The sequence below is a fragment of the Kitasatospora sp. NPDC043950 genome (assembly GCF_056435345.1).
The window spans coordinates 91,501-113,890 of record NZ_JBWKER010000025.1 but is presented as its reverse complement, the minus strand read 5'-3'; the positions used below and the strand labels follow the sequence as shown (position 1 = coordinate 113,890).

23 protein-coding genes and 1 pseudogene are annotated in these 22,390 nt (G+C 72.4%); 16 read left to right on the top strand and 8 right to left on the bottom strand.

What is annotated here, in order from left to right; genetic code table 11:
* Nucleotides 1–130 precede the first annotated feature (130 nt).
* The 3 genes from AC07BF_RS18710 to AC07BF_RS18700 all read right to left on the bottom strand — a co-directional run bounded on the left by AC07BF_RS18710 (nucleotide 131) and on the right by AC07BF_RS18700 (nucleotide 4,917).
* On the bottom strand, nucleotides 131–1,618 hold the full coding sequence (locus tag AC07BF_RS18710; RefSeq protein WP_478333605.1) for an FAD-dependent monooxygenase: 1,488 nt from the start codon (nucleotides 1,616–1,618) through the stop codon (nucleotides 131–133).
* Between the two features lie 156 nt (nucleotides 1,619–1,774).
* The gene (paaN, locus tag AC07BF_RS18705) at nucleotides 1,775–3,475 is read right to left on the bottom strand and encodes a phenylacetic acid degradation protein PaaN (protein WP_363626233.1); all 1,701 of its coding nucleotides are present in this window, start codon (nucleotides 3,473–3,475) and stop codon (nucleotides 1,775–1,777) included.
* 173 nt (nucleotides 3,476–3,648) lie between these two features.
* A complete protein-coding gene (locus tag AC07BF_RS18700; RefSeq protein WP_400985494.1) occupies nucleotides 3,649–4,917 on the bottom strand; it encodes a hypothetical protein in 1,269 nt (422 codons plus the stop codon).
* Nucleotides 4,918–5,075: 158 nt separating this feature from the next.
* On the opposite strand from AC07BF_RS18700, the gene AC07BF_RS18695 reads away from it, so the two are divergent.
* A complete protein-coding gene (locus AC07BF_RS18695) occupies nucleotides 5,076–5,660 on the top strand; it encodes a TetR/AcrR family transcriptional regulator (protein ID WP_363581608.1) in 585 nt (194 codons plus the stop codon).
* 49 nt (nucleotides 5,661–5,709) lie between these two features.
* Here the strand turns inward: AC07BF_RS18695 and AC07BF_RS18690 are convergent, their stop codons facing one another.
* Nucleotides 5,710–6,171, bottom strand: a complete 462-nt coding sequence (locus AC07BF_RS18690) for an Lrp/AsnC family transcriptional regulator (protein WP_350876808.1) — start codon at nucleotides 6,169–6,171, stop codon at nucleotides 5,710–5,712.
* A 149-nt stretch (nucleotides 6,172–6,320) separates the two neighbouring features.
* Between AC07BF_RS18690 and pdhA the strand changes: the two genes are divergently transcribed.
* From pdhA to AC07BF_RS18670, 4 genes are all read left to right on the top strand, one after another.
* A complete protein-coding gene (gene pdhA, locus AC07BF_RS18685) occupies nucleotides 6,321–7,460 on the top strand; it encodes a pyruvate dehydrogenase (acetyl-transferring) E1 component subunit alpha (RefSeq protein WP_063348428.1) in 1,140 nt (379 codons plus the stop codon).
* Nucleotides 7,460–8,464: an alpha-ketoacid dehydrogenase subunit beta gene (locus AC07BF_RS18680; RefSeq protein ID WP_350876812.1), complete on the top strand. Its 1,005-nt coding sequence runs from the start codon at nucleotides 7,460–7,462 to the stop codon at nucleotides 8,462–8,464. The genes pdhA and AC07BF_RS18680 overlap by 1 nt, the downstream gene beginning before the upstream one ends.
* Nucleotides 8,464–9,807, top strand: coding sequence for a dihydrolipoamide acetyltransferase family protein (locus tag AC07BF_RS18675; protein WP_478333606.1), 1,344 nt, complete (start codon nucleotides 8,464–8,466; stop codon nucleotides 9,805–9,807). The genes AC07BF_RS18680 and AC07BF_RS18675 overlap by 1 nt, the downstream gene beginning before the upstream one ends.
* Nucleotides 9,808–10,030: 223 nt before the next feature.
* Nucleotides 10,031–11,692, top strand: a complete 1,662-nt coding sequence (locus AC07BF_RS18670) for a globin domain-containing protein (RefSeq protein ID WP_478333604.1) — start codon at nucleotides 10,031–10,033, stop codon at nucleotides 11,690–11,692.
* A 122-nt stretch (nucleotides 11,693–11,814) separates the two neighbouring features.
* On the opposite strand, the gene AC07BF_RS18665 is transcribed toward AC07BF_RS18670, so the two are convergent.
* Nucleotides 11,815–12,357, bottom strand: a complete 543-nt coding sequence (locus tag AC07BF_RS18665; protein WP_363581602.1) for an NUDIX domain-containing protein — start codon at nucleotides 12,355–12,357, stop codon at nucleotides 11,815–11,817.
* A gap of 327 nt (nucleotides 12,358–12,684) precedes the next feature.
* On the opposite strand from AC07BF_RS18665, the gene AC07BF_RS18660 reads away from it, so the two are divergent.
* A complete protein-coding gene (locus AC07BF_RS18660; RefSeq protein WP_363628020.1) occupies nucleotides 12,685–13,548 on the top strand; it encodes an IclR family transcriptional regulator in 864 nt (287 codons plus the stop codon).
* A 239-nt stretch (nucleotides 13,549–13,787) separates the two neighbouring features.
* A complete protein-coding gene (locus AC07BF_RS18655) occupies nucleotides 13,788–14,213 on the top strand; it encodes an SsgA family sporulation/cell division regulator (RefSeq protein WP_363581598.1) in 426 nt (141 codons plus the stop codon).
* Between the two features lie 165 nt (nucleotides 14,214–14,378).
* Here the strand turns inward: AC07BF_RS18655 and AC07BF_RS18650 are convergent, their stop codons facing one another.
* Entirely contained in the window at nucleotides 14,379–14,759 is a 381-nt protein-coding gene (locus tag AC07BF_RS18650; RefSeq protein ID WP_363581596.1) for a phage holin family protein, read from the bottom strand.
* A gap of 153 nt (nucleotides 14,760–14,912) precedes the next feature.
* Here AC07BF_RS18650 and AC07BF_RS18645 point away from each other — a divergent pair, with 153 nt between their 5' ends.
* The 8 genes and pseudogenes from AC07BF_RS18645 (at nucleotide 14,913) to AC07BF_RS18610 (ending at nucleotide 20,296) form a co-directional block, all read left to right on the top strand.
* Entirely contained in the window at nucleotides 14,913–15,230 is a 318-nt protein-coding gene (locus AC07BF_RS18645; RefSeq protein WP_363581594.1) for a cupin domain-containing protein, read from the top strand.
* A 33-nt stretch (nucleotides 15,231–15,263) separates the two neighbouring features.
* Nucleotides 15,264–15,932, top strand: coding sequence for a thiaminase II (gene tenA / locus AC07BF_RS18640; RefSeq protein WP_063348422.1), 669 nt, complete (start codon nucleotides 15,264–15,266; stop codon nucleotides 15,930–15,932).
* Between the two features lie 216 nt (nucleotides 15,933–16,148).
* Nucleotides 16,149–16,349, top strand: a complete 201-nt coding sequence (locus AC07BF_RS18635) for a DUF5326 family protein (RefSeq protein WP_063348421.1) — start codon at nucleotides 16,149–16,151, stop codon at nucleotides 16,347–16,349.
* A gap of 268 nt (nucleotides 16,350–16,617) precedes the next feature.
* A complete protein-coding gene (gene thiC, locus AC07BF_RS18630; RefSeq protein ID WP_400804363.1) occupies nucleotides 16,618–18,510 on the top strand; it encodes a phosphomethylpyrimidine synthase ThiC in 1,893 nt (630 codons plus the stop codon).
* Between the two features lie 107 nt (nucleotides 18,511–18,617).
* Entirely contained in the window at nucleotides 18,618–19,163 is a 546-nt protein-coding gene (locus AC07BF_RS18625; protein WP_363581590.1) for a Uma2 family endonuclease, read from the top strand.
* 49 nt (nucleotides 19,164–19,212) lie between these two features.
* Nucleotides 19,213–19,395: pseudogene (locus AC07BF_RS18620) on the top strand (phosphomethylpyrimidine synthase ThiC); the annotation flags it as partial.
* A gap of 266 nt (nucleotides 19,396–19,661) precedes the next feature.
* Complete coding sequence (locus AC07BF_RS18615; protein ID WP_363581588.1) at nucleotides 19,662–19,892, top strand: FitA-like ribbon-helix-helix domain-containing protein; 231 nt, start codon at nucleotides 19,662–19,664, stop codon at nucleotides 19,890–19,892.
* A complete protein-coding gene (locus AC07BF_RS18610; protein ID WP_363581586.1) occupies nucleotides 19,889–20,296 on the top strand; it encodes a type II toxin-antitoxin system VapC family toxin in 408 nt (135 codons plus the stop codon). The genes AC07BF_RS18615 and AC07BF_RS18610 overlap by 4 nt, the downstream gene beginning before the upstream one ends.
* A 61-nt stretch (nucleotides 20,297–20,357) precedes the next feature.
* Here the strand turns inward: AC07BF_RS18610 and AC07BF_RS18605 are convergent, their stop codons facing one another.
* Nucleotides 20,358–20,789 (bottom strand): CBS domain-containing protein, encoded by a 432-nt coding sequence (locus tag AC07BF_RS18605; RefSeq protein WP_363581584.1) that lies wholly within the window; start codon nucleotides 20,787–20,789, stop codon nucleotides 20,358–20,360.
* Between the two features lie 319 nt (nucleotides 20,790–21,108).
* Here AC07BF_RS18605 and AC07BF_RS18600 point away from each other — a divergent pair, with 319 nt between their 5' ends.
* Nucleotides 21,109–21,552, top strand: coding sequence for a DUF5994 family protein (locus AC07BF_RS18600; RefSeq protein ID WP_400804368.1), 444 nt, complete (start codon nucleotides 21,109–21,111; stop codon nucleotides 21,550–21,552).
* Here AC07BF_RS18600 and AC07BF_RS18595 read toward each other — a convergent pair.
* The gene (locus tag AC07BF_RS18595) at nucleotides 21,510–22,343 is read right to left on the bottom strand and encodes a hypothetical protein (protein ID WP_363581580.1); all 834 of its coding nucleotides are present in this window, start codon (nucleotides 22,341–22,343) and stop codon (nucleotides 21,510–21,512) included. The two genes, AC07BF_RS18600 and AC07BF_RS18595, sit on opposite strands and share 43 nt — an antisense overlap.
* Nucleotides 22,344–22,390: the final 47 nt, after the last annotated feature.

Genomic DNA, 22,390 nt, shown 5'->3' with positions numbered 1-22,390 from the left:
GGCGAGGGGGGGGGGGTGGGGGGGGGGGGAGGGAAAGGGGGGGAAGGAGGGGGGCGGGGGTTTTTTCGGGGCCCCCCGAGGGGGGGGGGGGGGGGGTGCTGGGTGCCCCCCCCCCCCCCCCCGGCGGGGGTCAGGGGGTGCCGAGCCAGGCGATCAGGGCGGTGCGGAGCTCGCCCTGACCGGGGTCGACGGCGCCCCAGGCGGCGTAGCCGTCCGGGCGGATCAGCAGGACGGTGTCGCGCAGCTTGCCGTGCGGGTCGGCCGGGGCGGCGGTGACCACGCGGTCCGCCCAGGGTTCGGCGGCGGCCAGTTCGTCGTTGCTGACCAGGACGAACTTCCCCTCGCGCAGCGCCTCGTAGAGCCGCTCGGGGGCGGCCGGGGCGCCCTCGACGGGCTTGCGCAGCGCCGTCAGCCGCAGGTCCGGGACGCGCTTGCCGACCTGCGGGTGGGCGTCCTTCGGGGCCGGGTAGGAGATGTCGATGCCGGAGACCATCCGGGCGCCGCGCTCGGTGACCGGGTCGAGGTGGCCGCCGAGCGTGGTGAGCGCCCCGCGCAGGGCGCGGGTGGGGGCGGACTCGGCGAGGGCGAGCCGGATCAGCGCGCCGGAGGTGCGCAGCACCGTCCGGCCGACCGGGTGCCGTTCGCCCTGGTAGGTGTCGAGCAGGGCGTCGGTGGCGTGGCCCTGGAGGGCGGCGGCGAGCTTCCAGGACAGGTTGGCGGCGTCCTGGAGGCCGGTGTTCATGCCCTGGCCGCCGGCCGGGGAGTGACAGTGCGCGGCGTCGCCGGCCAGGAAGACCCGGCCGGAGCGGTAGTTGGGGGCCTGGCGCTCGTCGCTGTGGAAGGTGGAGCTCCAGCGGACGTCGTGCAGGCCGTAGTCCTCGCCGAGGGTGGTCCGGGCGATGGCGGCGAGGCGCTCCGGCGAGGGGGTGGTGCCATCAGGCTGCCGCTCCTTGCGGTCCCAGGCGATCAGCCGGTACCAGCCGTCGCCGAAGGGGGCGAGGAAGGAGAAGCCGGTCTCGTTGGCGCCGACGGTGATGGTGTCGGCGGGCTCGCGCTCCAGCCGGACGTCGGCGAGCATCACGGAGTCGACCACGGACTCGCCGGGGAACGGGATGCCGAGCAGGTCGCGCACGGTGGAGCGGACGCCGTCGGTGCCGACCGCGTACCGGGCGGTGAAGGCGTTCCCGTCGCGGGTCTCCAGGGTGACGCCCTCGGCGTCCTGGCGCAGGGCGGTGACCTCGGCGCCGCGCAGGATGGTCGCGCCGGCCTGCTCGGCGCGGTCCTGGAGCAGCCGTTCGACGTGGTACTGCGGCGTGATCAGGACGAACGGGAAGCGGGTGGGCAGCGAGCTCAGGTCGATGCCGAAGCGGTCGAACATCCTCAGGCCGGTGACCGGGCGGCCGGTGGCGATGAGGTCGTCGGCGAGGCCGCGGGCGTCCAGGAGCTCCAGAGTGCGGGCGTGCACGGCGAAGGCCCGGGTCAGGTTGGACTCGGCGCCGCGCTTCTCCAGGACGGTGACGCCGACCCCGGCCGCGGCGAGGTCGCCGGCCAGTAGCAGTCCGGTCGGTCCGGCACCGACGATCAGGATGTCGGTGGCGGTCGTCGGCTTCGCGGTCATGTGTCAGCTCCCGGTGTTCGGAGGGCGGTTGGACGCCGTGTCCGGCGTTCTCCCAGACTCCATCATCCCGGGCCCGCGGGGAGCTGTGAACCGCCGGGCCCCGGCGGTGGGTGACCGCCGGGGCCCGGAGCGGATCGGACGGGGCCGGGACGGCGCTCAGCCGTGCCGGCGGACCTCCACGGTGCGGAACCGGTTGGCGACGAACGCGCCGTCGCAGTAGGCCGAGTTGGCGGCCGGGTTGGCGCCGGTGCCGTGCAGGTCGGAGAAGGCGGCGGTCTGGTTGGGGTAGACGCCGCCGGTCAGGTTGAGCGAGAGCGAGACGCCGGCGTCGAGCGCGGCCGCCACCAGCAGGCCCTCCACCTCGGGCGAGGTGGTGTAGCCGGAGGCCGTCATGGCGCCCTTGTCGCGGACCGTGGTGCGCAGCAGCTCGACGGCGGCGGGGGTGGACTCGACGGCGACGGCGAAGGAGACCGGGCCGAAGCACTCGGTGCGGAAGACCGCGCGGTCGTCCGGCTTGTCGGCGTCCAGCTTGACCAGCGCGGGGGTGCGGACGGTCGCGCCGGGGAAGTCCGGCGAGGTCACCGCGCGCGGGGCGAGGGCGAGCTCGCCGTACTCGCCGCCGGCCGCGGCGGCCGAGCGCTGCAGCACGCCCGGGTTGACCACGGCGCCGAGGATGGCGGCGGCGCGGGCGTCGTCGGAGAGCAGGCCGTCGATGGCGGCGGCGAGGTCGGCGACGACCTGGTCGTAGGACTTGTCGCCCTGGTCGGTGGCGATGCCGCCGCGCGGGATCAGCAGGTTCTGCGGGGTGGTGCACATCTGGCCGCTGTAGAGCGAGAGGGCGAAGGCCAGGTTGCCGAGCATGCCCTTGTAGTCGTCGGTGGAGTCGATGACGACCGCGTTGACGCCGGCCTTCTCGGTGTACACCTCGGCCTGCTTGGCGTGCTCCTCCAGCCAGTCGCCGAAGGCGGTGGAGCCGGTGTAGTCGATCAGCCGGATCTCGGGGCGGACGGCGAGGGTCTGGGCGACGGTGCCGCCCTCGTGCTCGACGGCCAGGCAGACCAGGTTGGGGTCGTAGCCGGCCTCGGCGAGCACCTCGCGGGCGGTCCGGACGGTCAGCGCGAGCGGCAGCACGGCGCGCGGGTGCGGCTTGACCAGCACCGGGTTGCCGGTGGCCAGCGAGGCGAACAGGCCGGGGTAGCCGTTCCAGGTGGGGAAGGTGTTGCAGCCGACCAGCAGCGCGAGGCCGCGCGGGACGACGGTGAACTCCTTGGTCATCACCAGCGGTTCGCGCTTGCCCTGGGGCTTGGTCCAGCCGGCCCGGCGGGGCAGCCGGGTCTGCTCGGCGTAGGCGTAGGTGACCGCCTCCAGGCCGCGGTCCTGGGCGTGCGGGCCGCCGGCCTGGAAGGCCATGCCGTAGGCCTGGCCGGTGGTGTGCATGACGGCCTGGCCGAACTCGTGGGAGCGGGCGTTGATCCGGTGCAGGATCTCCAGGCAGACGGCGGCGCGCTCCAGCGGGGTGGCGGCGGCCCAGCCGGGCCGGGCGGCGCTCAGCGCGGCGATCAGCGCGTCCGGCTCGGCGTGCGGGTAGCCGATGCCCAGCTCGATGCCGTACGGGGAGGCCTCGCCGCCGACCAGGTCGCCGTCGGCGGGGTGGCCGTCGAGGGTGAACGGCTGGCCGAGCAGGGCGTCGAAGGCGGCCTTGCCGTCCGCCGGGCCGCTCTCGCCGTACGCCTTCGGGAACTCGGGGTAGGGCGACCAGTAGTCGCGCTTGGCGGCGGCGTCGAGGGCGGCGTCCAGGGTGGCCTGGTGGCGCTCGACCAGCTCGCCGACGAGGGGGTGGGTGACCGCTGCGGACATCTGTGCGCTCCTCAGGAGGGAGGACGGGACACGTCACAGGGTAACCGAACGATCGGTCGGCTCAAGAGGGTGCAGGGGACGGAATCCGGGAAGACGCGCGGGGCGGTGGCCGGAAAGCGCGCGGGGGCGCGTCCGTGGCGGACCCCCCCCCGGGGGCCGGTGCGGGGCAGGGTCTACGGCACGCCCAGCTCGAAGATGACGTACCCCGCGTACCAGCCGGAGGCGACCGCGCCGAAACCCAGCACCGCGGCCAGCACCGGCCAGCTGAGCTTGCGCATCGCCACCGCGAGCGCGATCAGCAGCGGGAACGCCGGCAGCAGGTAGCGCGAGACGTTGCCGAAGATGCCGAGGCTCCCCAGCACCGAGACGATCGTGGCCAGCGTGTAGGCGGTCAGCACCAGCGGCGGGCGCAGCCGGATCAGCAGCACGATCAGCACCGGCAGGGTGAGCACGATCAGGGTGGCGAAGAGGTCCGGCACCGGGAACGCGAACGGGTAGTCGTTGCGGCCGAGCAGCACGCCGCGGATCGCGTGCCAGGTGCCCTGGCCCCAGTCGAAGTAGTGCAGCCAGGCGTCGTGCTGGAGCCGGAAGTAGCCGCCCCACTCGCCCATCCGCCAGCCCACCCAGGCCACGTAGCCGAGCAGGCCGACCGGGGCCAGCAGCATCGCGGTCAGCGGGCGCAGGACGCCGTTCTCGCGCCGGTACAGCTCCACCAGCGCGGCCAGGCCGACCGCGCCTATCAGCGCCGCGGCGGTCGGCCGGTTGAGCCCGGTGACCAGGGTGATCACCCCGGCGGCGACCCACTGCTTGGTCATCACGCAGTAGCAGGCCCAGGCGGCCAGTGCGACGAAGGTGGAGTCCGAGTAGACCGCCCACTCGGCGCCCGAGCCCGGGGCGATCGCCCAGATCCCGGCCGCGATCACGCCCGCCCTGGGGCCGGCCATCCGGTCCACCACGGCGTAGATCCCGGCGGCGGCGAACAGCGAGGCCACCACCGACACCAGCATCCCGGCGCCGTACAGGCCGAGGCCGGTGACGTCCGAGGTCATCCGCATCAGGCCCGGGTAGAGCGGGAAGAACGCGGCGGAGTTCTGCTCGACGGAGAAGCCGACCGGGCCGTTGGGGATCGTGACCAGCGCCGGGTGGTAGCCGAACTGGGCCACCTGCTGGTACCACCAGCCGTCCCAGGTGGCCAGCACGTCCCAGGGGTTGGCGCCGCCGCCGAACCGGGCCGGCTTCTTGAGGTAGTCCCCGGAGAAGGAGAGCAGCTTCATGAAGACGGTGAAGCCGATCAGTTTCAGCACCGCGTAGCACCACACCGCCGGCCCGAACCGGACCACCAGGGCGCGGGCGCCTTCCCGCCAGCCGCCGCCGGGCACGCCCTCCGGATCATCGCTGCGCTGCTCGGGCACGTCGGAGGCGACGGCCGGTATTGCGTTCATTCGGACTGGACCCCACCCTGCTGGACGTGGACGATCGTCCGCCGAGTCTAGGGCCTGCGCATCGGGGCCTGGTGTGGACCAGTGCGCTGCCGCGGACCCGACCGGACCCGACCGGACCCGACCGCGTACGGCGCGGGGCGGCCGGGGATACTCGGAGGATGGCCGATCACAGCACGCGTACCGCCTACACCGTGGAGTCACTGCTCGCGGTGACCGTCGACGTGTTCAACGAGCGCGGCTACGACGGCACCTCGATGGAGGACCTGTCCCGGGCGGCCGGGATCTCCAAGTCGTCCATCTACCACCACGTCCGGGGCAAGGAGGAGCTGCTGCGGCTGGCCGTCGGGCGGGCGCTGGACGGGCTGTTCGCGATCCTGGCCGAGCCGGCGGCGGTGCGGGGCCCGGCGGTGGAGCGGCTGGAGCACGTGGTGCGCCGCACCGCCGAGGTGCTGCTCGCGGAACTGCCGTACGTGACGCTGCTGCTGCGGGTGCGCGGGAACACGGTCACCGAGCAGTGGGCGCTGGAGCGGCGCCGGGAGTTCGACCACCAGGTCGCCGAGCTGCTGCGGGCGGCGGTCGCGGACGGTGCGCTGCGCGCGGACGTCGAGCCGCGGCTGGCCACCCGGCTGCTGTTCGGGATGATCAACTCGATCGTGGAGTGGTACCGGCCGGGCCTCAAGGGCACCGACGGCCTCGCGGACGCGGTCGTCCACCTGGCCTTCGACGGGCTGCGCGCGCGGTAGCCGCCGCCGGCCGGTGGCCGGGGCCTGCCGGTCGGTCCGGGGGACCTGGTCAGTCCGGGGGGACCTGGTCGGTCTCCTCGAAGATCAGCATGGTCCGGGTGCCGAGCACCTGGGGGATGGACTGGATGCTGCCCAGCACCAGCTCCCGCAGCGCGTGGTTGTCCGCGGTGTGCACCAGCAGCAGGACGTCGAAGTCTCCGCCGACCAGGGCGATGTGGGCGACCCCGGGGAGCTCCAGCAGCTGCTCCCGGACCGTGCGCCAGGAGTTCTGGACGATCTTCAGGGTGATGTACGCGGACGCGCCCTGACCTGCCCGTTCGTGGTCGACGCGGGCGGTGAAGCCGCGAATGATGCCGTCCTCGACCATCCTGGATATCCGGGCGTAGGCGTTCGCCCGGGACACGTGCACCCGCTCGGCCACCGAGCGGATCGAGGCGCGGCCGTCCTGCTGCAGCAGCCGCAGGATCGAACGGTCGACCCGGTCGAGTCTGGACATCTGTTCAGCCGACATGACCCCCCACCCTCGCCGATTGGACGCACTGCCACCAGTCGACCGCCGCTCAGGCCGAATGTCCACCACCTTGTCACGCTTCTGGTCAAGATGAACAGACGACCGAACAATCGGTAGGGAGCCCCCGCCACCCCAGGAGGTGCCCCGAGATGACCGTTCTCGACCACAGACACCACACGGCGGTGCCCGGCTGGACCCCCGGGGCCACCGCCCCGCGGACCGACCCGGCCCCCCTGCTCCCGGACGCCTCACCGGTCCGGGTGCTCGGCACCCCCGCGCTGGAGAAGTACGACCCCGCACTGCTGCGCGAGCTGTACCGCCGCCTGGTGGTCGGCCGCCGCTTCAACCAGCAGGCCACCACCCTGACCAAGCAGGGCCGGCTGGCCGTCTACCCGGCGTCCACCGGCCAGGAGGCCTGCCAGGTCGCCGCCGCGCTGGTGCTCGGCGAGGCCGACTGGCTGTTCCCCAGCTACCGCGACACCCTCGCGGTGGTCTCCCGGGGCGTCGACCCGTTGGAGGCGCTGACCCTGCTGCGCGGCACCGCCCACACCGGCTACGACCCGCGCGCCACCCGCACCGCCCCGCTCTGCACCCCGCTCGCCACCCAGGCCCCGCACGCCGTCGGGCTGGCGCACGCCGCCCGGCTGGCCGGCGAGCCGGTGGTCGCGCTGGCCATGCTCGGCGACGGCGGCACCAGCGAGGGCGACTTCCACGAGGCGCTGAACTTCGCCGCGGTGCTCCAGGCGCCGGTGGTCTTCCTGGTGCAGAACAACGGCTACGCGATATCCGTCCCGCTCAGCGCGCAGTCCGCCGCGCCCACCCTCGCCCACAAGGCCGTCGGCTACGGCATGCCGGGCCGGCTGGTGGACGGCAACGACGCGCCCGCCGTGCACGGCGTCCTGACCGAGGCGGTCGAGCGGGCCAGGACCGGCGGCGGCCCGACCCTGGTCGAGGCGCTCACCTACCGGGTCGAGGCGCACACCAACGCCGACGACGCCACCCGTTACCGCACCGACCCGGAGGTGGCCGCCTGGCGGGAGTACGACCCGATCCTGCTGATGGACCGCTCGCTGCGCGAACTCGGCGTCCTGGACGACGCGCTGGTGCAGTCGGCGGCCGACGAGGCGGAGGCGCTGGCGGCCCGGATGCGGGCCGAGTTCCACGCCGACCCCGAGCTGGACCCGATGGCGCTGTTCACCCATGTCTTCGCCGAGCCGACCCCGCAACTGCGGGAACAGGCCGCCCAGTTGTCCGCCGAGCTGGCCGCCGAGGCCGAGGTGCAGCACTGATGAACCAGACGGCCACACCGACCCGTACGGCGAGCATGGCGCAGGCGCTCAACGCGGCGCTGCGCGACGCCCTGCGCGAGGACCCCGCGGTGCACGTGCTCGGCGAGGACGTCGGCGCGCTCGGCGGCGTCTTCCGGATCACCGACGGGCTGACCGCCGAGTTCGGCCCCGACCGCTGCCTGGACACCCCGCTGGCCGAGGCCGGCATCCTCGGCACCGCGATCGGCATGGCGATGTACGGGCTGCGCCCGGTCGTCGAGATGCAGTTCGACGCCTTCGCCTACCCGGCGCTGGAGCAGCTGTTCTCGCACGTCGCCAAGATGCGCAACCGCACGGCCGGCCGGCTCCCGCTGCCGATCACCGTCCGCATCCCGTACGGCGGTGGCATCGGCGGGGTCGAGCACCACAGCGACGCCTCCGAGGCGTACTACGCGGCCACCCCCGGCCTGCACGTGGTCACCCCGGCGACGGTCGCCGACGCGTACGGGCTGCTGCGGGCCTCGATCGCCTCCGACGACCCGGTGGTCTTCCTGGAGCCCAAGCGGCTCTACTGGGGCAAGGACGGGTTCGACCCGGCCGCGCCGGTCGAGCCGATCGGCCGGGCCGTGCTGCGGCGGCCCGGCACCTCCGCCGTGCTGATCACCTACGGGCCCTCGCTGCCGGTCTGCCTGGAGGCGGCCGAGACGGCGAAGGCCGAGGGCTGGGACCTCGCGGTGCTGGACCTGCGCACCCTGGTGCCGTTCGACGACGAGACGGTCTGCCGGGTGGTGCGCTCGCTCGGCCGGGCCGTGGTGGTGCACGAGGCGAGCGGCTTCGGCGGCACCGGCGCGGAGATCGCGGCCCGGGTCACCGAGCGCTGCTTCCACCACCTGGCCGCGCCCGTGCTGCGGGTGACCGGCTTCGACATCCCGTACCCGCCGCCGATGCTGGAGCACCACCACCTGCCCGGGGTGGACCGGATTCTGGACGCGGTCGCCCGGTTGCAGTGGGAGGACCGAGGATGATGCCCGTCGTGCGCGAGTTCCGGCTGCCCGACCTCGGTGAGGGACTCACCGGGGCCGAGGTGGTGCGGTGGCTGGTCGAGGTCGGCGAGGTGATCGCGGTCGACCAGCCGGTGGTGGAGGTGGAGACCGCCAAGGCCGTGGTGGAGGTGCCCTGCCCGTACGGCGGGGTGGTCACCGCCCGGTACGGCGAGGAGGGCGAGGAGATCGCCGTGGGCGCGCCGCTGGTGACGGTCGCGGTGGCTCCGGCGGAAGGGGCTTCGCTGCTGGCCGAGGCGGCGGCCGGGATGCTGGTCGAGGCGGCGGCGGAGGTGGAGCGGCCGCTGGTCGGGTACGGGGTCGCCGAGCCGGGGAAGGGCGGGCGGCGGCGCCGGGTGGGGGGTGCGGCTGCTGTTCCTGCTGTTGTTGCTGCTGTTGATCCGGCTCCTGTTCCTGCTGCTGTTCCGGTTGTTGTTCCGGCTCCCGCGCTGGTGGTGCGGACCGTTCCGGGCGTGGTGCCGGTGATCTCGCCGCTGGTGCGGCGGCTGGCCCGGGAACAGGGGGTCGATCTGGCCACGCTCTCCGGCAGCGGCCCGGACGGGCTGATCATGCGCGCGGACGTCGAACGGGCGGTCGCGGCGAAGGCGGCGGCACCGACGGCTCCGGCGCCGGTGGCGCGGGAGGGCGTCGTCCCGCTGCGCGGGCTGCGCAAGGCGGTGGCCGAGAAGCTCAGCCGCAGCCACCGGGAGATCCCCGCAGTGACCTGCTGGGTGGACACCGATGCCACCGAACTGATGGTGCTGCGGCGACAGTTGAATGCCACCCCGGGCCCGAAGGTGAGCGTGCTGGCGCTGCTCGCCCGGATCTGCACGGTCGCGCTGGCCCGTTTCCCGGAGCTCAACTCCAGTATGACGGAGGACGGTTCGGGCATCATCCGACACTCGGCGGTGCACCTGGGCTTCGCCGCGCAGGGCGAGCGAGGTCTGGTCGTCCCGGTGGTGCGGGACGCCCACGCCCGCACCACCGAGCAACTCGGCGAGGAGTTGGGCCGGTTGACCGAGGCGGCGCGCGACGGCTCGCTCACCCCGGCCGAACTGACCGGTGGCACCTTCACGTTGAACAACTACGGGGTGTTCGGCGTGGACGGCTCCACCCCGATCCTGAACCACCCCGAGGCGGCGATGCTCGGGGTCGGCCGGATCGTCGCCAAACCCTGGGTGCACGAGGGGGAGTTGGCGGTGCGCGAGGTCGTGCAGCTGTCGTTCACCTTCGACCACCGGGTCTGCGACGGCGGGACGGCGGGCGGTTTCCTGCGGTTCGTCGCGGACTGCGTGGAGCGGCCGGGGACGCTGCTGCGGCAGCTCTGAGCACGACTCGGTCGCCCTGGGTGGCGTGCTCCGCACCCAGGGCGACGGGGCGCGAATCGAGGGAGAGTAGCGCGTCCCGGGCCCGGGTGTCCGGGCTTCGCGTGATTTGTCGGATGAGCAGTTCGGGCGTGCCACGCTGCCTAGGCGTCAGCAGAGACAAGCCAGGTGGTGGCGCAGGGCGGCCGGAGGCGAAACGATTCTCTTGGGTACTCGAAACGTTGCGGTGAAGTCCCGCAGAACACTTCTGGTCCGCACCGGGCACGGCTCGGCGGGTGCCGCCTCCGTCCCGGGCCTGCCGGAGCTCCCGGCGGACGCGGCGGCGGACACGATGGCGCACGTGACGGCCGAGGTGACGGCGGCCGGGATGGCGGCCGGGGCGGGGCCCGAACGGCCGCCGATGCCGCTGGACCCGCCGGACCTCCCGCCGCAGATCCCGGCCGAGGCGCCGACAGCCGTCCTCCCGGCGGTGCCCGCTCCGCCGGTGCGGCCGCCGGCCGTCCCCGCGCCCAACTACCCGGAGCCGCCGGCCGAGTCGCCCGCCGTGCCGTCTGCCGCCCCCGCGTTCCGGCCGCTGTTCACCGACGCTCCCGGCCTCAACTGGGCGGGCCCCGGCGACAGTTGGACCAGGGCTTGGGCCGTGCAGGAGCCCGCCGAGGGCCGTCCGGCCCAACTGTCGGCCCGGCTGCCCGTCCCGCTGCCCGCCCCCGACCGCAGCGCCCCCGACCGCAGCGCCTCCCCCGTCGAACAGCCGCTCACCGTACGGGACGTCGAGCTGATCCGGGCCAGCCTGGCGGTCGTCGAGCCGGTCGCCGACCGCGCCACCGCGCACTTCTACGCGCTGATCTTCCTGCACCACCCCGAGGTCCGGGCGCTCTTCCCGGCCGCCATGGACGTCCAGCGGGACCGCCTGTTCCGCGCGCTGCTGGCCGCCGCCCGCGCCGCCGACGACCCGGCCGGCCTGCGCGTCCACCTCGGCGCGCTCGGTCGCGGCCACCGCCGGTACGGCACGCTGACCGGCCACTACGGCCCGGTCGGCGAGTGCCTGGTACAGGCGCTGGCCAGGTACGCGGGCAGCCGGTGGGACGCCGAGACCGAGCTGGCCTGGCGCCGGGTCTACCGGCTGGTCTCCTCGATCATGATCGAGGCCGCCGAGGACGCCGCCCGCACCTCGCCGCCCTGGTGGCAGGGCGAGGTGGTCCGGCACGAGCGCCGCACCCGGGACGTCGCGGTGATCACCGTCCGGCCGGACCAGGCGTACCCGTACCGGGCCGGGCAGTACACCAGTCTGGAGACGCCCTGGTGGCCGCGGGTCTGGCGGCACTTCTCGTTCGCCTCGGCCCCCCGGCCGGACGGGCTGCTGACCTTCCACGTGAAGGCCGTCCAGGCGGGCTGGGTGAGCAACGCGCTCGTCCACCGGGCCGCGCCCGGGGACGTCCTGCGGCTGGGCCCGGCGGCCGGCACGATGACCGCCGACCACGTCGCCGGCGCGGACCTGCTCTGCCTCGGCGGCGGTACCGGCATCGCGCCGATCCGCGCGCTGGTCGAGGAGGTGGCCGAGCGCGGCACGCCGGTCGGCGCCGTCGACGTGTTCTACGGGGCCCGCCGCGCCGCCGACCTGTACGAGCTGGACGGGCTGGACGAGTTGGCCCGGCGGCTGCCGTGGCTCACGGTGCGGCCGGTGCTCTCCGGCACCGGGCCGGCCGAGGGTGCGCTGACCGGCGAACTCCCCGAGGTGGTGGGGCGGTTCGGGCCGTGGGCCGGGCGGGAGGCGTTCCTCAGCGGGCCGCCCGCGATGGTCCGCCGGGGCGTCGGGGTGCTGCTGCGCTCGGGCGTGGCGGCCGAGCGGATCCGGCACGACCTGGTGGGCGACCTCGCGGCGGGGTGATCGGGCGGCGGGGTGATCGGGCGGCGGGGTGATCGGGTGGCCCCGGCGGGAGAATCAGCCGGGATCGGGAGTGGCCAGCGGGTCGGCGGGTCAGCTGGTCAGCGGGTCGGCGGCTCAGCCGGTCAGCCGAGGTCCGGGGCGAGCAGCGCGCGGACGCCCTCGATGTTGGCCGCCAGGTACGCCCGCAGCCGGGGCGGGACGACGTTGACGGAGGTCACCCCCTCGCGGGTGAACGGCAGCCGGACCACCTGGTACTCGCCGTTGGGCTCGTCCACCTCGGGGCCGTGCCGCCGGCTGAGGTCCATCGAGGCGAGCCGGCAGGCGAAGAAGTGCTGCACCTTGACCCCGTGCGGGTGGAGCAGGGTGCCGTCGTCATGGTGCGTGTGGCTGATGGTGTCGACGAAGGCGGGCACCACGTCGACGATCTTGCCGCCGAGTTCCTCGTCCACCTCGCGGTGCAGCGCCTCGACCACGGTGCGGTCGCCGCGCTCGACCCCGCCGCCGGGAGTGATCCAGTACGGCTGGGGCGCGCCGGGCCGGACCCGCCGGATCAGCACGATCGAGGCCGGGCCGTACGGGTCGTCCGGGTCGAGCTCCAGCAGGATCGCCCGCGCGGTGCGCTTCACCACCGGGCGGGGCGGCGGGGTTCGGTTGTCGGGGCCCATGGCGACCTCCGGGGCTGGAGCGTTGTGCGGGAGTCTCCCGCGGGACGGTCCGGCCGAAACCCGCCCGAACCGGTGCGTCCGTTCGGGGGCGGGGAGTAACTGCGGATAGATCTTGGATAGCGAAGGTGAATCTTGAACTGATCTTCCAAATATTGGTCGATTCTGATTCTCGCCTTCGAATCGAAGGATTTTGCCGAGTGATCGGTGTAAGAGTGATTGCAGGGAGGTCATCCCTGTGCTGCAATGAGCCACTATCGGGCAGATCGGAGGGCTTCGCTCCGGATGCCCTTTCTGTGCATTGACTCGGGCTGGGGGATGGACGTGGCCATGGATCAGATCGCAGAGCCGTCCAGGACGGTCCGCACCGGGCGCGTCACCAGGTCGCCGACGCCCACCTCGCCGCCCGGCAGCCCGCCGCCGTCCACCTCGCCGTCCACCTCGCCGGGCAAGGGCCGCGGCCCCACCCTGATCGGCTCCGTCCAGCGGGCGCTGCGGCTGCTGGAGGCCGTCGGGGGATTCCGGCAGGGCGCCACCGCCAAACAACTGGCCCGCGCCGCCGGACTGCCGCTCGGCACCGCCTACCACCTGCTGCGCACCCTCACCCACGAGGGCTACCTCCGGCGCTCCGACGGCCGGTTCTTCTACGGGGAGTCGGTCAACGGCATAGGCCGGGCCGACGACCGGCAGTCCGACCGGCACGACCTGCGCACGCGGATGCAGCGGTTACGGGACGAACTCGGGGCCCCCGTCTACTTCGCGCTCTACCGGGACGGCGAGATCCACGTGGTGGACGTCGCCGACGACCCCGGCCGCCCCGCCGTCCAGCCCTGGGCCGACCTCCGCGCCACCGGCCACGCGCACGCCATCGGCCAGTGCCTGCTCGGCCAACTGTCCGAGGAGGAGCGCCGTGACCACCTCGCCCGCCACCCGCCGGTCGGGCTCACCCCCTCCACCGTCACCGGCGAGGCCGCCGTCCTGCGCCGGCTCGCCTCCCTGCGACCGACCATGCCCGTCCTGGAACGTCAGGAGTACGCGCTCGGCACCGTCTGCGCGGCCGTCCCCATCACCGTCGGGCCGATGGTCGCCACCATGGCCCTCTCGTTGCCCGTCGAACAGGCCGACCGGCTGACCGTCGTCGCCGGCCAACTGCGGCGCAGCGTGGGCGCGATGGGCCCGTCGTTCGTCCTCTGACGCTCCTCGCGCCGGCACGGATCCCGTTCGTTCACCATTTGAAAAAGCACACCTTGTCCACTACGTCCCCAAACATGGACGATGGTGACCTAACGGGGATTGGTTGCACAAAACCGTCAGAAAGCGCCCCGCACCCAGCAATTGACGATCCAGGCCCCGCGCCCGAAGCCCCCCAGCCCTGCCCCCACCCCCCCCACCCCACGGCCCACCCGGCCGGCCCCACGAGAGGTACTGGCGCCATGCAGCACAGCACAGTCCAGGGACACCTGGTGATGAACCTCGTGGTCTCGCACGAGCTCTCCTTCCGCATCGTGGTGGACCTGGAGTACGAGCCCGACGACCCGTACGCCGTCCGGTTCACCTTCCACCTGCCCGGCGACGAACCCGTCACCTGGGTGTTCGCGCGCGAGCTGCTGCTCGACGGCATCAGCCGGCCCTCCGGCGAGGGCGACGTGCACATCCACCCGGTCGGCGAGGAGCTCACCGAGGTCTGCATCGTGCTGCACTCCCCCGAGGGGGACGCCCTGCTGCGGGCCTCGGCGCCGCCGCTGGTCGCCTTCCTGGCACGCACCGACCGGCTGGTGCCGATGGGCCAGGAGATCACCGGGCAGGAACTCGACGCCGAGCTCGCGGACATCCTCCGGGGATGTGAGAACGCGGGGTGAGCGGTGGCCGCGCCGCTGCCACCGACGAAGGGGCCCGCGCCGGGTGAACCACCCGGGCGCGGGCCCCTCTCGTGTCGGCCTGACGGTGTTCGGCCTGATGGTGTCCGGCCGCCTCGTGACCGGCCGGGTCGGGTTCGGCCAGTCGGTGCCCGGCCACGGCCGAGGTCAGTCGTCGTCCAGGGCCAGGTGCAGCCCCCACGAGACCAGGCTGATGATCAGCGAGCCGAGCAGCGCCGGCACGAAGCCCGTGACGTTGAAGTCCAGGTGCAGCTTCCCCGCGGCCCAGGAGGTCAGCCACAGCATCAGGGCGTTGATCACGAAGGTGATCAGCCCCAGGGTGAGGATGAACAGCGGGAACGAGAACAGCTTGACCAGCGGCTTGATCAGGAAGTTGACCAGGCCGAAGACCAGGGCGACGGCGACCACCGTCAGGGCCTTGTGGCCCAGGTCGGCCTTGCCGCTCGCGAGTTGGATACCGTTGACGATCCAGGCGGCGACCCAGATGGCCACCGCGTTGATCACTGTCTTGATGAGGAAACCCTTCATGACGCCCAAGCCTGGCAGGCCCCGCCGTCCCGGGGGAAGCTCTCCTCGGACATGTTGGCGCTCCCGCCGGACATCCTGGCGCCCCCGGTCCGGTGCCCGTGGTGTTGAATGCCCCTGGCCCGCACGGTGGATGGACGAAGGAGGGGAGTAGCGGTGAAGCTGTTCCGGTTGGACGAACTGGACGTCGAACGCGCGGCGAACGACGGCGCGTACCTGCGCTTCCTGTGCGAACCGCGGATGTCCGCCGGGCTCTACGCGCTCTCCCCCGGCGACACCGACCCGCAGACCGCGCACGACCAGGACGAGATCTACCAGGTGATCAGCGGTCGCGCCGAACTGACCGTCGGCGCCGAGACCGCCACGGTCGGGCGCGGCACCGTCGTCTACGTCCCGGCCGGCACCCCGCACCGCTTCCACCACGTCACCGAGGAGCTGCGGGTCCTGGTGGTGTTCTCCCCGCCCGAGGGCTGACCGCCCGCGGACCGACCGTCTAGGGTCCTGGGCATGAGCAAGAGCCTGACGGAAGAACTCTGGGCGGCCATCGAGCCGGTGTACGCCGAGATCCTCGCCCACCCCTTCATCGGTGGCCTCACCGACGGCACCCTGCCGCGTGCGGCCTTCCGCCACTTCGTCGTCCAGGACTCGCACTACCTGCGCGACTACGCCCGCGCGCTCGCCGTCTGCGCCGCCAAGGCGCCCGGCGAGGAGGACGTGCGGGCCTTCGCCGACGACGCGGTCGGCGCGCTGGCCGCGGAACAGGGCATGCACGCCGAGTTCCTGACCGCCTTCGGCGGCAGCGCCGAGCAGGCCGCCGCCGAACCGGTGCTGCCCACCACCCGGGCCTACACCAGCTACCTGCTGGCCACCGTCTACGGCGGCTCCTTCGCCGAGGCCGTCGGCGCGGTGCTGCCCTGCTACTGGATCTACGCCCGGGTCGGCGAGGCGCTGCTCGCCCAGGGCTCCCCCGACCCGCTGTACGCCAAGTGGATCGCCACCTACGGCGACGAGGCGTTCCAGTCCGTCGTCCGCCGGGTGCTGGCGCTCACCGACCGCCTCGGCGAGGAGATCTCCCCGGCCGAACGGCGCCGGGTCGTCGAGCACTTCACGACCACCTCGCGCTACGAGTGGATGTTCTGGGACGCCGCCTGGCGCGGCGAGCGCTGGCCGGTCTGACCGCTGGTCGCAGGGGGTGCGGGGCCCTTGCCGGGGGTCGTCCCCGAGGTCCGCACCCGGGTCTCCCCGGGGCCCCGGGTCGGGGTGATCTAGGGGTTCTCTCCGGGCCGACGGGCCTCGTTCCGGCACTCGTGTCCCCGTACGATCGAAGTACCGAAAGCAAGCGGGATGCGGCACCGGACGGCAGCCGACCCCACGGGGAGAGAAGGAACGGTCATGGCTGAGCTCTGGAAGTCGCTGCCCTCCTGGGTGCGGAACATCGTCATCCCGGTGCTGGTCCTGGTGCTGCTCTGGAACATCGTGGGATTCGTCTTCGGTGTCGTCGGCGCCCTGCTGAGCATCATGATCAAGGTGCTGGTCGTCGCCGGCATCGCCGCCGCCGTGGTGGTCCTGGTGAAGAAGGCCGCCAAGGGCTGAGCAACCGCCCGAGGCCCGGCCCCCGTCCAGGGGGCCGGGCCTTCGGCGTTCCTGGCGCGGGGTCCGGCCGGCCGGAGGCGTGCTGGACCTGCGGCGATCGGCTCGCTACGGTGTTGGGCGTCATGTGCAGGCAACACCGCCTGCCGACGCGGGAGCTCGGAGCACCGGGCTGAGAGGGCGCTGACCGGGACGTCGACGGACGGACCGACGGCTGCGTCGACCGCAGGAACCTGACCGGGTAATGCCGGCGTAGGGAGTATGAGGTCAGATGACCACGTTCGAAGCACAGCCGCAGCCTGCCCGCAGCACCGGGAACAGCGGCACCGAGGCCGGCAGCACCGAGGCCGCCACCGCCACCGCCACCGCCACCGCCACGGCCACCGTCACCGCCACCGTCACCAGCGCCGGCACCGGCTACCCCACCCCGGCCTGGCGCAAGGCCTACCGCGAAGGGTCCCGGCCCGACCTGCGGGTCCCGTACCGCGAGGTGCAGCTCACCAACGGCAGGACCGTCCCGCTGTACGACACCTCCGGCCCGTACACCGACCAGGCCTACGAACCCGACGTGCGGCGCGGCCTGCCCGCCCTGCGCGACGCCTGGATCCGCCAGCGCGGCGACGTCGAGGAGTACGACGGCCGCGAGGCGCGCCCCGAGGACGACGGGATCAAGCACACCTCGCCGCGCGGCGGAAACCTGCGCAACCTGGACGCCGTCTTCCCGGGCCGCCCGCGTCGCCCGCTGCGCGGCCGCGGCGGTGCCGCCGTCACCCAACTCGCCTACGCCAAGCGGGGCGTGGTCACCCCCGAGATGGAGTTCGTGGCGCTGCGCGAGGGCCTCGCCCCCGAGTACGTGCGGGCCGAGGTGGCCCGCGGCCGGGCCGTCATCCCGGTCAACGTGAACCACCCCGAGGTGGAGCCGGCGATCATCGGCACCAACTTCCTGGTGAAGATCAACGCCAACATCGGCAACTCCGCCGTCACCTCCTCGATCGAGGAGGAGGTGGAGAAGATGACCTGGGCCACCCGTTGGGGCGCCGACACCGTCATGGACCTCTCCACCGGCCGCAACATCCACACCACCCGCGAGTGGATCCTGCGCAACTCCCCCGTGCCGATCGGCACCGTGCCGCTCTACCAGGCCCTGGAGAAGGTCGACGGCAAGGCCGAGGACCTGAGCTGGGAGGTGTACCGGGACACCGTCGTCGAGCAGTGCGAGCAGGGCGTCGACTACATGACCGTCCACGCCGGCGTCCTGCTCCGGTACGTCCCGCTGACCGCCCGCCGCAAGACCGGCATCGTCTCGCGCGGCGGCTCGATCATGGCCGCCTGGTGCCTGGCGCACCACCAGGAGAACTTCCTCTACACCAACTTCGAGGAGCTCTGCGACATCCTCGCGCGCTACGACGTCACCTTCTCGCTCGGCGACGGCCTGCGCCCCGGCTCCATCGCGGACGCCAACGACGAGGCGCAGTTCGCCGAACTGCAGACCCTCGGCGAACTCGGCCGGATCGCCCGCGAGCGCGACGTCCAGGTGATGATCGAGGGCCCGGGCCACGTCCCGATGCACAAGATCAAGGAGAACATGGATCTCCAGAAGGAGATCTGTGACGAGGCGCCGTTCTACACCCTCGGCCCGCTCACCACCGACGTCGCCCCCGGCTACGACCACATCACCTCGGGCATCGGCGCCGCGATGATCGCCTGGTGGGGCACCGCGATGCTCTGCTACGTCACGCCCAAGGAGCACTTGGGCCTGCCCAACCGCGACGACGTCAAGACCGGCGTGATCACCTACAAGATCGCCGCCCACGCCGCCGACCTCGCCAAGGGCCACCCCGGCGCCCAGGACTGGGACGACGCCCTCTCCGACGCCCGCTTCGAGTTCCGCTGGGAGGACCAGTTCAACCTGGCCCTCGACCCGGAGACCGCCCGCTCCTTCCACGACGAGACCCTCCCCGCCGAACCCGCCAAGACGGCCCACTTCTGCTCCATGTGCGGCCCGAAGTTCTGCTCGATGAAGATCAGCAAAAGCATCAATGAGAAGTTCGGCAACGGTGCGGCCTCGCCCGAGTACGACGAGGAAGCCGTCGAGGGCATGAAGGCCATGTCCGAGGAGTTCAAGGCCCAGGGCAACAAGGTCTACCTCCCGCTGGCCGACTGACGAGGGTCTGACGATGGCGCTGTCCCTTGACACCGAAGAGGCTGTCCTGGGGCAGCGTCTCCTCATCAGCCGGTAGCGTGGTGCTGGGCCATACCCCAGGAGGACAGATGAACCCTGAGCACCTCGCCCTGATCGAGGAGTTCCGCAGGTCCGCCCCGGCGAACTTCAAGATCGAGTTCTCTGGTGACATCGTCATCATGCAGGCGTCGCCCTCGGCCATCCACGAGCGGAACCTCTCCGTTGTCCGCCGACAGTTCGAGGCCCGTGCTCCGGCTGGATACCTCTCCACGGGAAACATGGACCTGACCTCTCCTCAGGTGTCGAAGCTGCGAAACCCAGACCTCACGTATCTCCCCGAAGACGCCATGACGACCACGGAGAACAGGGTTCCGGCCGAGCTGGCTCTCATCGCAGTCGAGATCGTCTCGCCGTCGAACCCGGAGAACGACTGGGTCGGCAAGCTCCGTGACTACCCGCTGATGCAGATCCCGCTCTACCTCTTGGTGGACGCCGCGCAGAAGACCGTCACGCTCTTCAGGGAGCCCGAGGCCGGTCGCTATCGGATGAGGGAAGACGCCGATTTCGGGGAGGTCATCCACATCCCCGAGCCGTTCGGCTTCACCCTCGACACCACGGTTCTGCTCCCGTACTGACGGTCTCGTCCGGTCCGGGCGGTGCGCCAGTGTGGTTGGCCAGCGTGAATGTGCTGGTTCTGGGTTGAAGCTCTGCTCGATGAAGATCAGCCAGAAGATCCGCGCCGAGCACGGTGACGGTTCCAGTGCCGTGGAGACCGAGTTCGACGCCGAGGCGCTGGCCGGGATGGCGGAGAAGTCCGCCGAGTTCGCCGCCCAGGGCAACCGGGTCTACCTCCCGCTGGCCGACTGACGTCCAGCTGCACCTCGCTGCCGCCCCGGTGAGCTTCGACGCTTGCCGGGGCGGCACCGTGTCTGCGCACGGAAGGCGGACGGCAACACACTTGTCCGGACTTCGGACGCGGGCACATCCGGCGTACTACGCTGAGCGCCGTCCCAATCACCCTCAGTGAGGAGCTGGTATGCCGTACTCGCCGCTGCTGATCAAGCCCATGAAAGAGGCGTGATCCGGCCGGATGGAGTTCTGCATTTTGCAGCTAGTGGTGCTAGAGTGCAGATATGACGGCACTCACCATCCGAGATGTCCCGGACGACCAGATCCAGACCCTGAAGGTCCGCGCGGCCCAGGCCGGCAAGTCGCTCCAGGCATTCATGCAGGACCTGATCGCAAGAGAAACGTCCAAGCCCACGATGGCGGAGATGATGGAGCGGCTGAACCGGGAGACCACCGCTCGCGTCAGCGCCGCCGACATCGTTTCTGCCATTGACGAGGGGCGAGCCGGGCGTTGATCGTCATCGACTGCTCCGCTCTGGTTCTGGTCCTCACGGCCCACAGCTCGAACGGAGAGCTCATCCGGAGCCGTGTGGCCGAGGCGGGGGACGTCTACGCCCCCACCCTCCTGGACTACGAGATCCAGTCGGCCCTGCTCGGCATGCAGCGTGGCGGCAAGTTGACCGAGAAGGAGGTGGAAAGAGCGGTCGTCGCCTACCGGATGCTTCCCATCGCCAAACGGGAGACGCTGCCGTTCTGGGACAGGGTGAAGAAGCTGCACGCCAACCTCAGCTCCTACGATGCCCAGTACGTGGCCCTGGCGGAAGCCCTCGGCGCACCGCTGGTCACGAGCGACGCGAGGATCAAACGCAGCGGTGCGGCAAAGTGCGAGGTTGAGGTCTTCGCCGCGAGCCATCCCTGACTGACGCAACTCTTCGTAGTGGCGCGGCGTCCCGGCGTCCGGCGGGGCGGGGCGGGGCGGGTCAGGCGAGGGCGGGGGCGGGTTCGAGGAGGACGGTGGCGCGGTCGGCGGTGAGGATGCCGAGGATGTAGCCGTCGTCGTCGACGACGGGCCAGACCGCCATGCGCTTGACCCGCATCGCGATCGCGGCCAGGGCCAGGCCCAGGCCCGGCCAGGCGAACGGGCCGCGCTGGTGCGCCGTGGCGCTGATCGAGGTCCGCTCGGTGGTCCGGGGGTGCTCCAGGAAGGTGTGGAGCCCGGTGCGGGTGACCAGCCCCTCGCACCGGCCGTCGTGGCCGCGGACGAGCAGGTATTCGACGTGGGCGCCGCGCAGGATGTCGTTGGCCTGGTCGACGGTGCTGTCGTCGGCTATCTGGTACTCGCAGGGCTCCATCGCGTCGGCGACCGTGAGGCCGTGGCCGGTGCGTGCCGCCTGCGGGGTGTGAGTGGTCACGGTGGTCACCGCTTCCCGTCCCCGGGTGTCCGGCCGGAACGGCCCGGACGACCCTTCACCCAGAACGAAGCCGGAACGGGTACCGGGATGCGGAATGCCCTGGATGTCTTCGAGCCTACTCCTGTGACGGCAGGCCCGCCGGGGGGTGCCGCGGAGTACCGTTGGGAGACAACCGAGGACATTCCGTATACCGGTACCGGCGCTGGTGTCGCCCTGGGTCATGACAGGTCCTTGCGGACCGGACGGGCGGCTTCTGATGCTGCCGATCCCCCTCCCCGTTCCCACCACTCCCGGGCCGTGGTCCGTGCCCGGAGTCCCGTTGCTGCCACGTCTGGTGCTGGAGCCGACGATGGCGCGGGGCGGGGTGTTCGACGGTGCCTGGTGGCCGCGTTCGAACCGGGTGCTGGCCGAACTGCCGGACCTGGTCACCGCGCTCGGCGCCCACCTGGGGCGCATCATCCGGGTGGGCCTGGACACCTCGGCCTGGGACGGCGTGCCCCGTTCCGTCGTGGTGAACGGCCTCCTGATCAGGATCAACTGGCTCACCAGCAGCAGCGCGACGATCAGCGTCACCCGCGGCTTCCAGGACCACTTCCTCCTCCTGGTCGTGCCGCCCCGCACCGACCCGGAGACGGCCTCCACGGCCATGGCGGCGGCGTCGGCGACCGGCAACCGCACCCCGGCGGCCGAACTCCTGCTGGACTGGCCGGGGTTCGGGTGTCAGGTGACGTCGTCGGGGCTGGTGAAGGCGGGGCTGGTGTAGCCGGGGGCGGTGAAGTCGGGGGCCGGGGTGGGGACGGCGCCGGGGCTGGTGAAGTCGGGTGAGGTGTAGTCGGCGGTGGGGACGGGGCCCGGGCTGGAGAAGTCGGGTGAGGTGTACCCCGGGCTGGTGAACTCGGGGGCGCCGGCGGGGACGGCGGGCAGGTGGGTGTGCAGGTAGGGGAGCAGGCCGCGGTCGCGCAGCGCGGTGCGCCATTCGCGGCGGGCGTCGGCGAGTTCGGCGGCGAGTTCCGGGTCGGTGCCGGCCGGGGCGGCGGCGCCGCCGTCGCGTATGGCGGTGAGGACGAGTCCGATGATGCCGATGGCCATTGCGGCGACTCCGGCGGCGAGGGCGACCCAGCCGGCGGTGACGAGGCTGCGGGCGAGGGTGAGGTCGGGGTTGGCGGCGCGCAGCAGGTAGCCGATGAGCAGCAGGACCAGGGCGGCGGTCCAGGCGAGGACCGGGGTGAGCACGGTGAGGACGGGGAAGAGCCCGGCGCCGCCGTTGGCGGAGCGCAGTTGGGTGAGCAGTCCGGGGGCGATGGGTTCGGCGCCCGGGGGCGGCGGGGGTGTGGTGCGCAGGGTCTCGCGCAGCCGGGTGTAGTGCGTGTACTCGGTGGCGGCCGCGGCGGCGATGGCGTCGGCGTCGCGCAGGGCGCGGACGCGCAGCTGGTCGGTGGTGAGCGCGCCGGGGGCGCGCAGGGCGGTGAGGACGGTGTGGTCGCGCAGGGCTTCGGCGAGGAGGCGCTCGTATTCCGGGCGGTCCTCGGCGAGCAGCGGCGGGGGGTTGGTCATGGGGACCCCGTTCATGCGGACCCCGGTTCGCTCCGCCCCAGGGGCCG

What these genes read in the sequence shown, in the direction of transcription:
- AC07BF_RS18680 (WP_350876812.1), top strand. Translation starts at nt 7,460, where the DNA reads ATGAACCAGACGGCCACACCGACCCGTACGGCGAGCATGGCGCAGGCG.
- AC07BF_RS18615 (WP_363581588.1), top strand. Translation starts at nt 19,662, where the DNA reads ATGACGGCACTCACCATCCGAGATGTCCCGGACGACCAGATCCAGACC.
- AC07BF_RS18595 (WP_363581580.1), bottom strand. Translation starts at nt 22,343, where the DNA reads ATGACCAACCCCCCGCCGCTGCTCGCCGAGGACCGCCCGGAATACGAG.
- AC07BF_RS18650 (WP_363581596.1), bottom strand. Translation starts at nt 14,759, where the DNA reads ATGAAGGGTTTCCTCATCAAGACAGTGATCAACGCGGTGGCCATCTGG.
- tenA (WP_063348422.1), top strand. Translation starts at nt 15,264, where the DNA reads ATGAGCAAGAGCCTGACGGAAGAACTCTGGGCGGCCATCGAGCCGGTG.
- AC07BF_RS18695 (WP_363581608.1), top strand. Translation starts at nt 5,076, where the DNA reads ATGGCCGATCACAGCACGCGTACCGCCTACACCGTGGAGTCACTGCTC.
- AC07BF_RS18665 (WP_363581602.1), bottom strand. Translation starts at nt 12,357, where the DNA reads ATGGGCCCCGACAACCGAACCCCGCCGCCCCGCCCGGTGGTGAAGCGC.
- paaN (WP_363626233.1), bottom strand. Translation starts at nt 3,475, where the DNA reads ATGTCCGCAGCGGTCACCCACCCCCTCGTCGGCGAGCTGGTCGAGCGC.
- thiC (WP_400804363.1), top strand. Translation starts at nt 16,618, where the DNA reads ATGACCACGTTCGAAGCACAGCCGCAGCCTGCCCGCAGCACCGGGAAC.
- AC07BF_RS18660 (WP_363628020.1), top strand. Translation starts at nt 12,685, where the DNA reads ATGGATCAGATCGCAGAGCCGTCCAGGACGGTCCGCACCGGGCGCGTC.
- AC07BF_RS18655 (WP_363581598.1), top strand. Translation starts at nt 13,788, where the DNA reads ATGCAGCACAGCACAGTCCAGGGACACCTGGTGATGAACCTCGTGGTC.
- pdhA (WP_063348428.1), top strand. Translation starts at nt 6,321, where the DNA reads ATGACCGTTCTCGACCACAGACACCACACGGCGGTGCCCGGCTGGACC.
- AC07BF_RS18675 (WP_478333606.1), top strand. Translation starts at nt 8,464, where the DNA reads ATGCCCGTCGTGCGCGAGTTCCGGCTGCCCGACCTCGGTGAGGGACTC.
- AC07BF_RS18690 (WP_350876808.1), bottom strand. Translation starts at nt 6,171, where the DNA reads ATGTCGGCTGAACAGATGTCCAGACTCGACCGGGTCGACCGTTCGATC.
- AC07BF_RS18635 (WP_063348421.1), top strand. Translation starts at nt 16,149, where the DNA reads ATGGCTGAGCTCTGGAAGTCGCTGCCCTCCTGGGTGCGGAACATCGTC.
- AC07BF_RS18625 (WP_363581590.1), top strand. Translation starts at nt 18,618, where the DNA reads ATGAACCCTGAGCACCTCGCCCTGATCGAGGAGTTCCGCAGGTCCGCC.
- AC07BF_RS18700 (WP_400985494.1), bottom strand. Translation starts at nt 4,917, where the DNA reads ATGAACGCAATACCGGCCGTCGCCTCCGACGTGCCCGAGCAGCGCAGC.
- AC07BF_RS18710 (WP_478333605.1), bottom strand. Translation starts at nt 1,618, where the DNA reads ATGACCGCGAAGCCGACGACCGCCACCGACATCCTGATCGTCGGTGCC.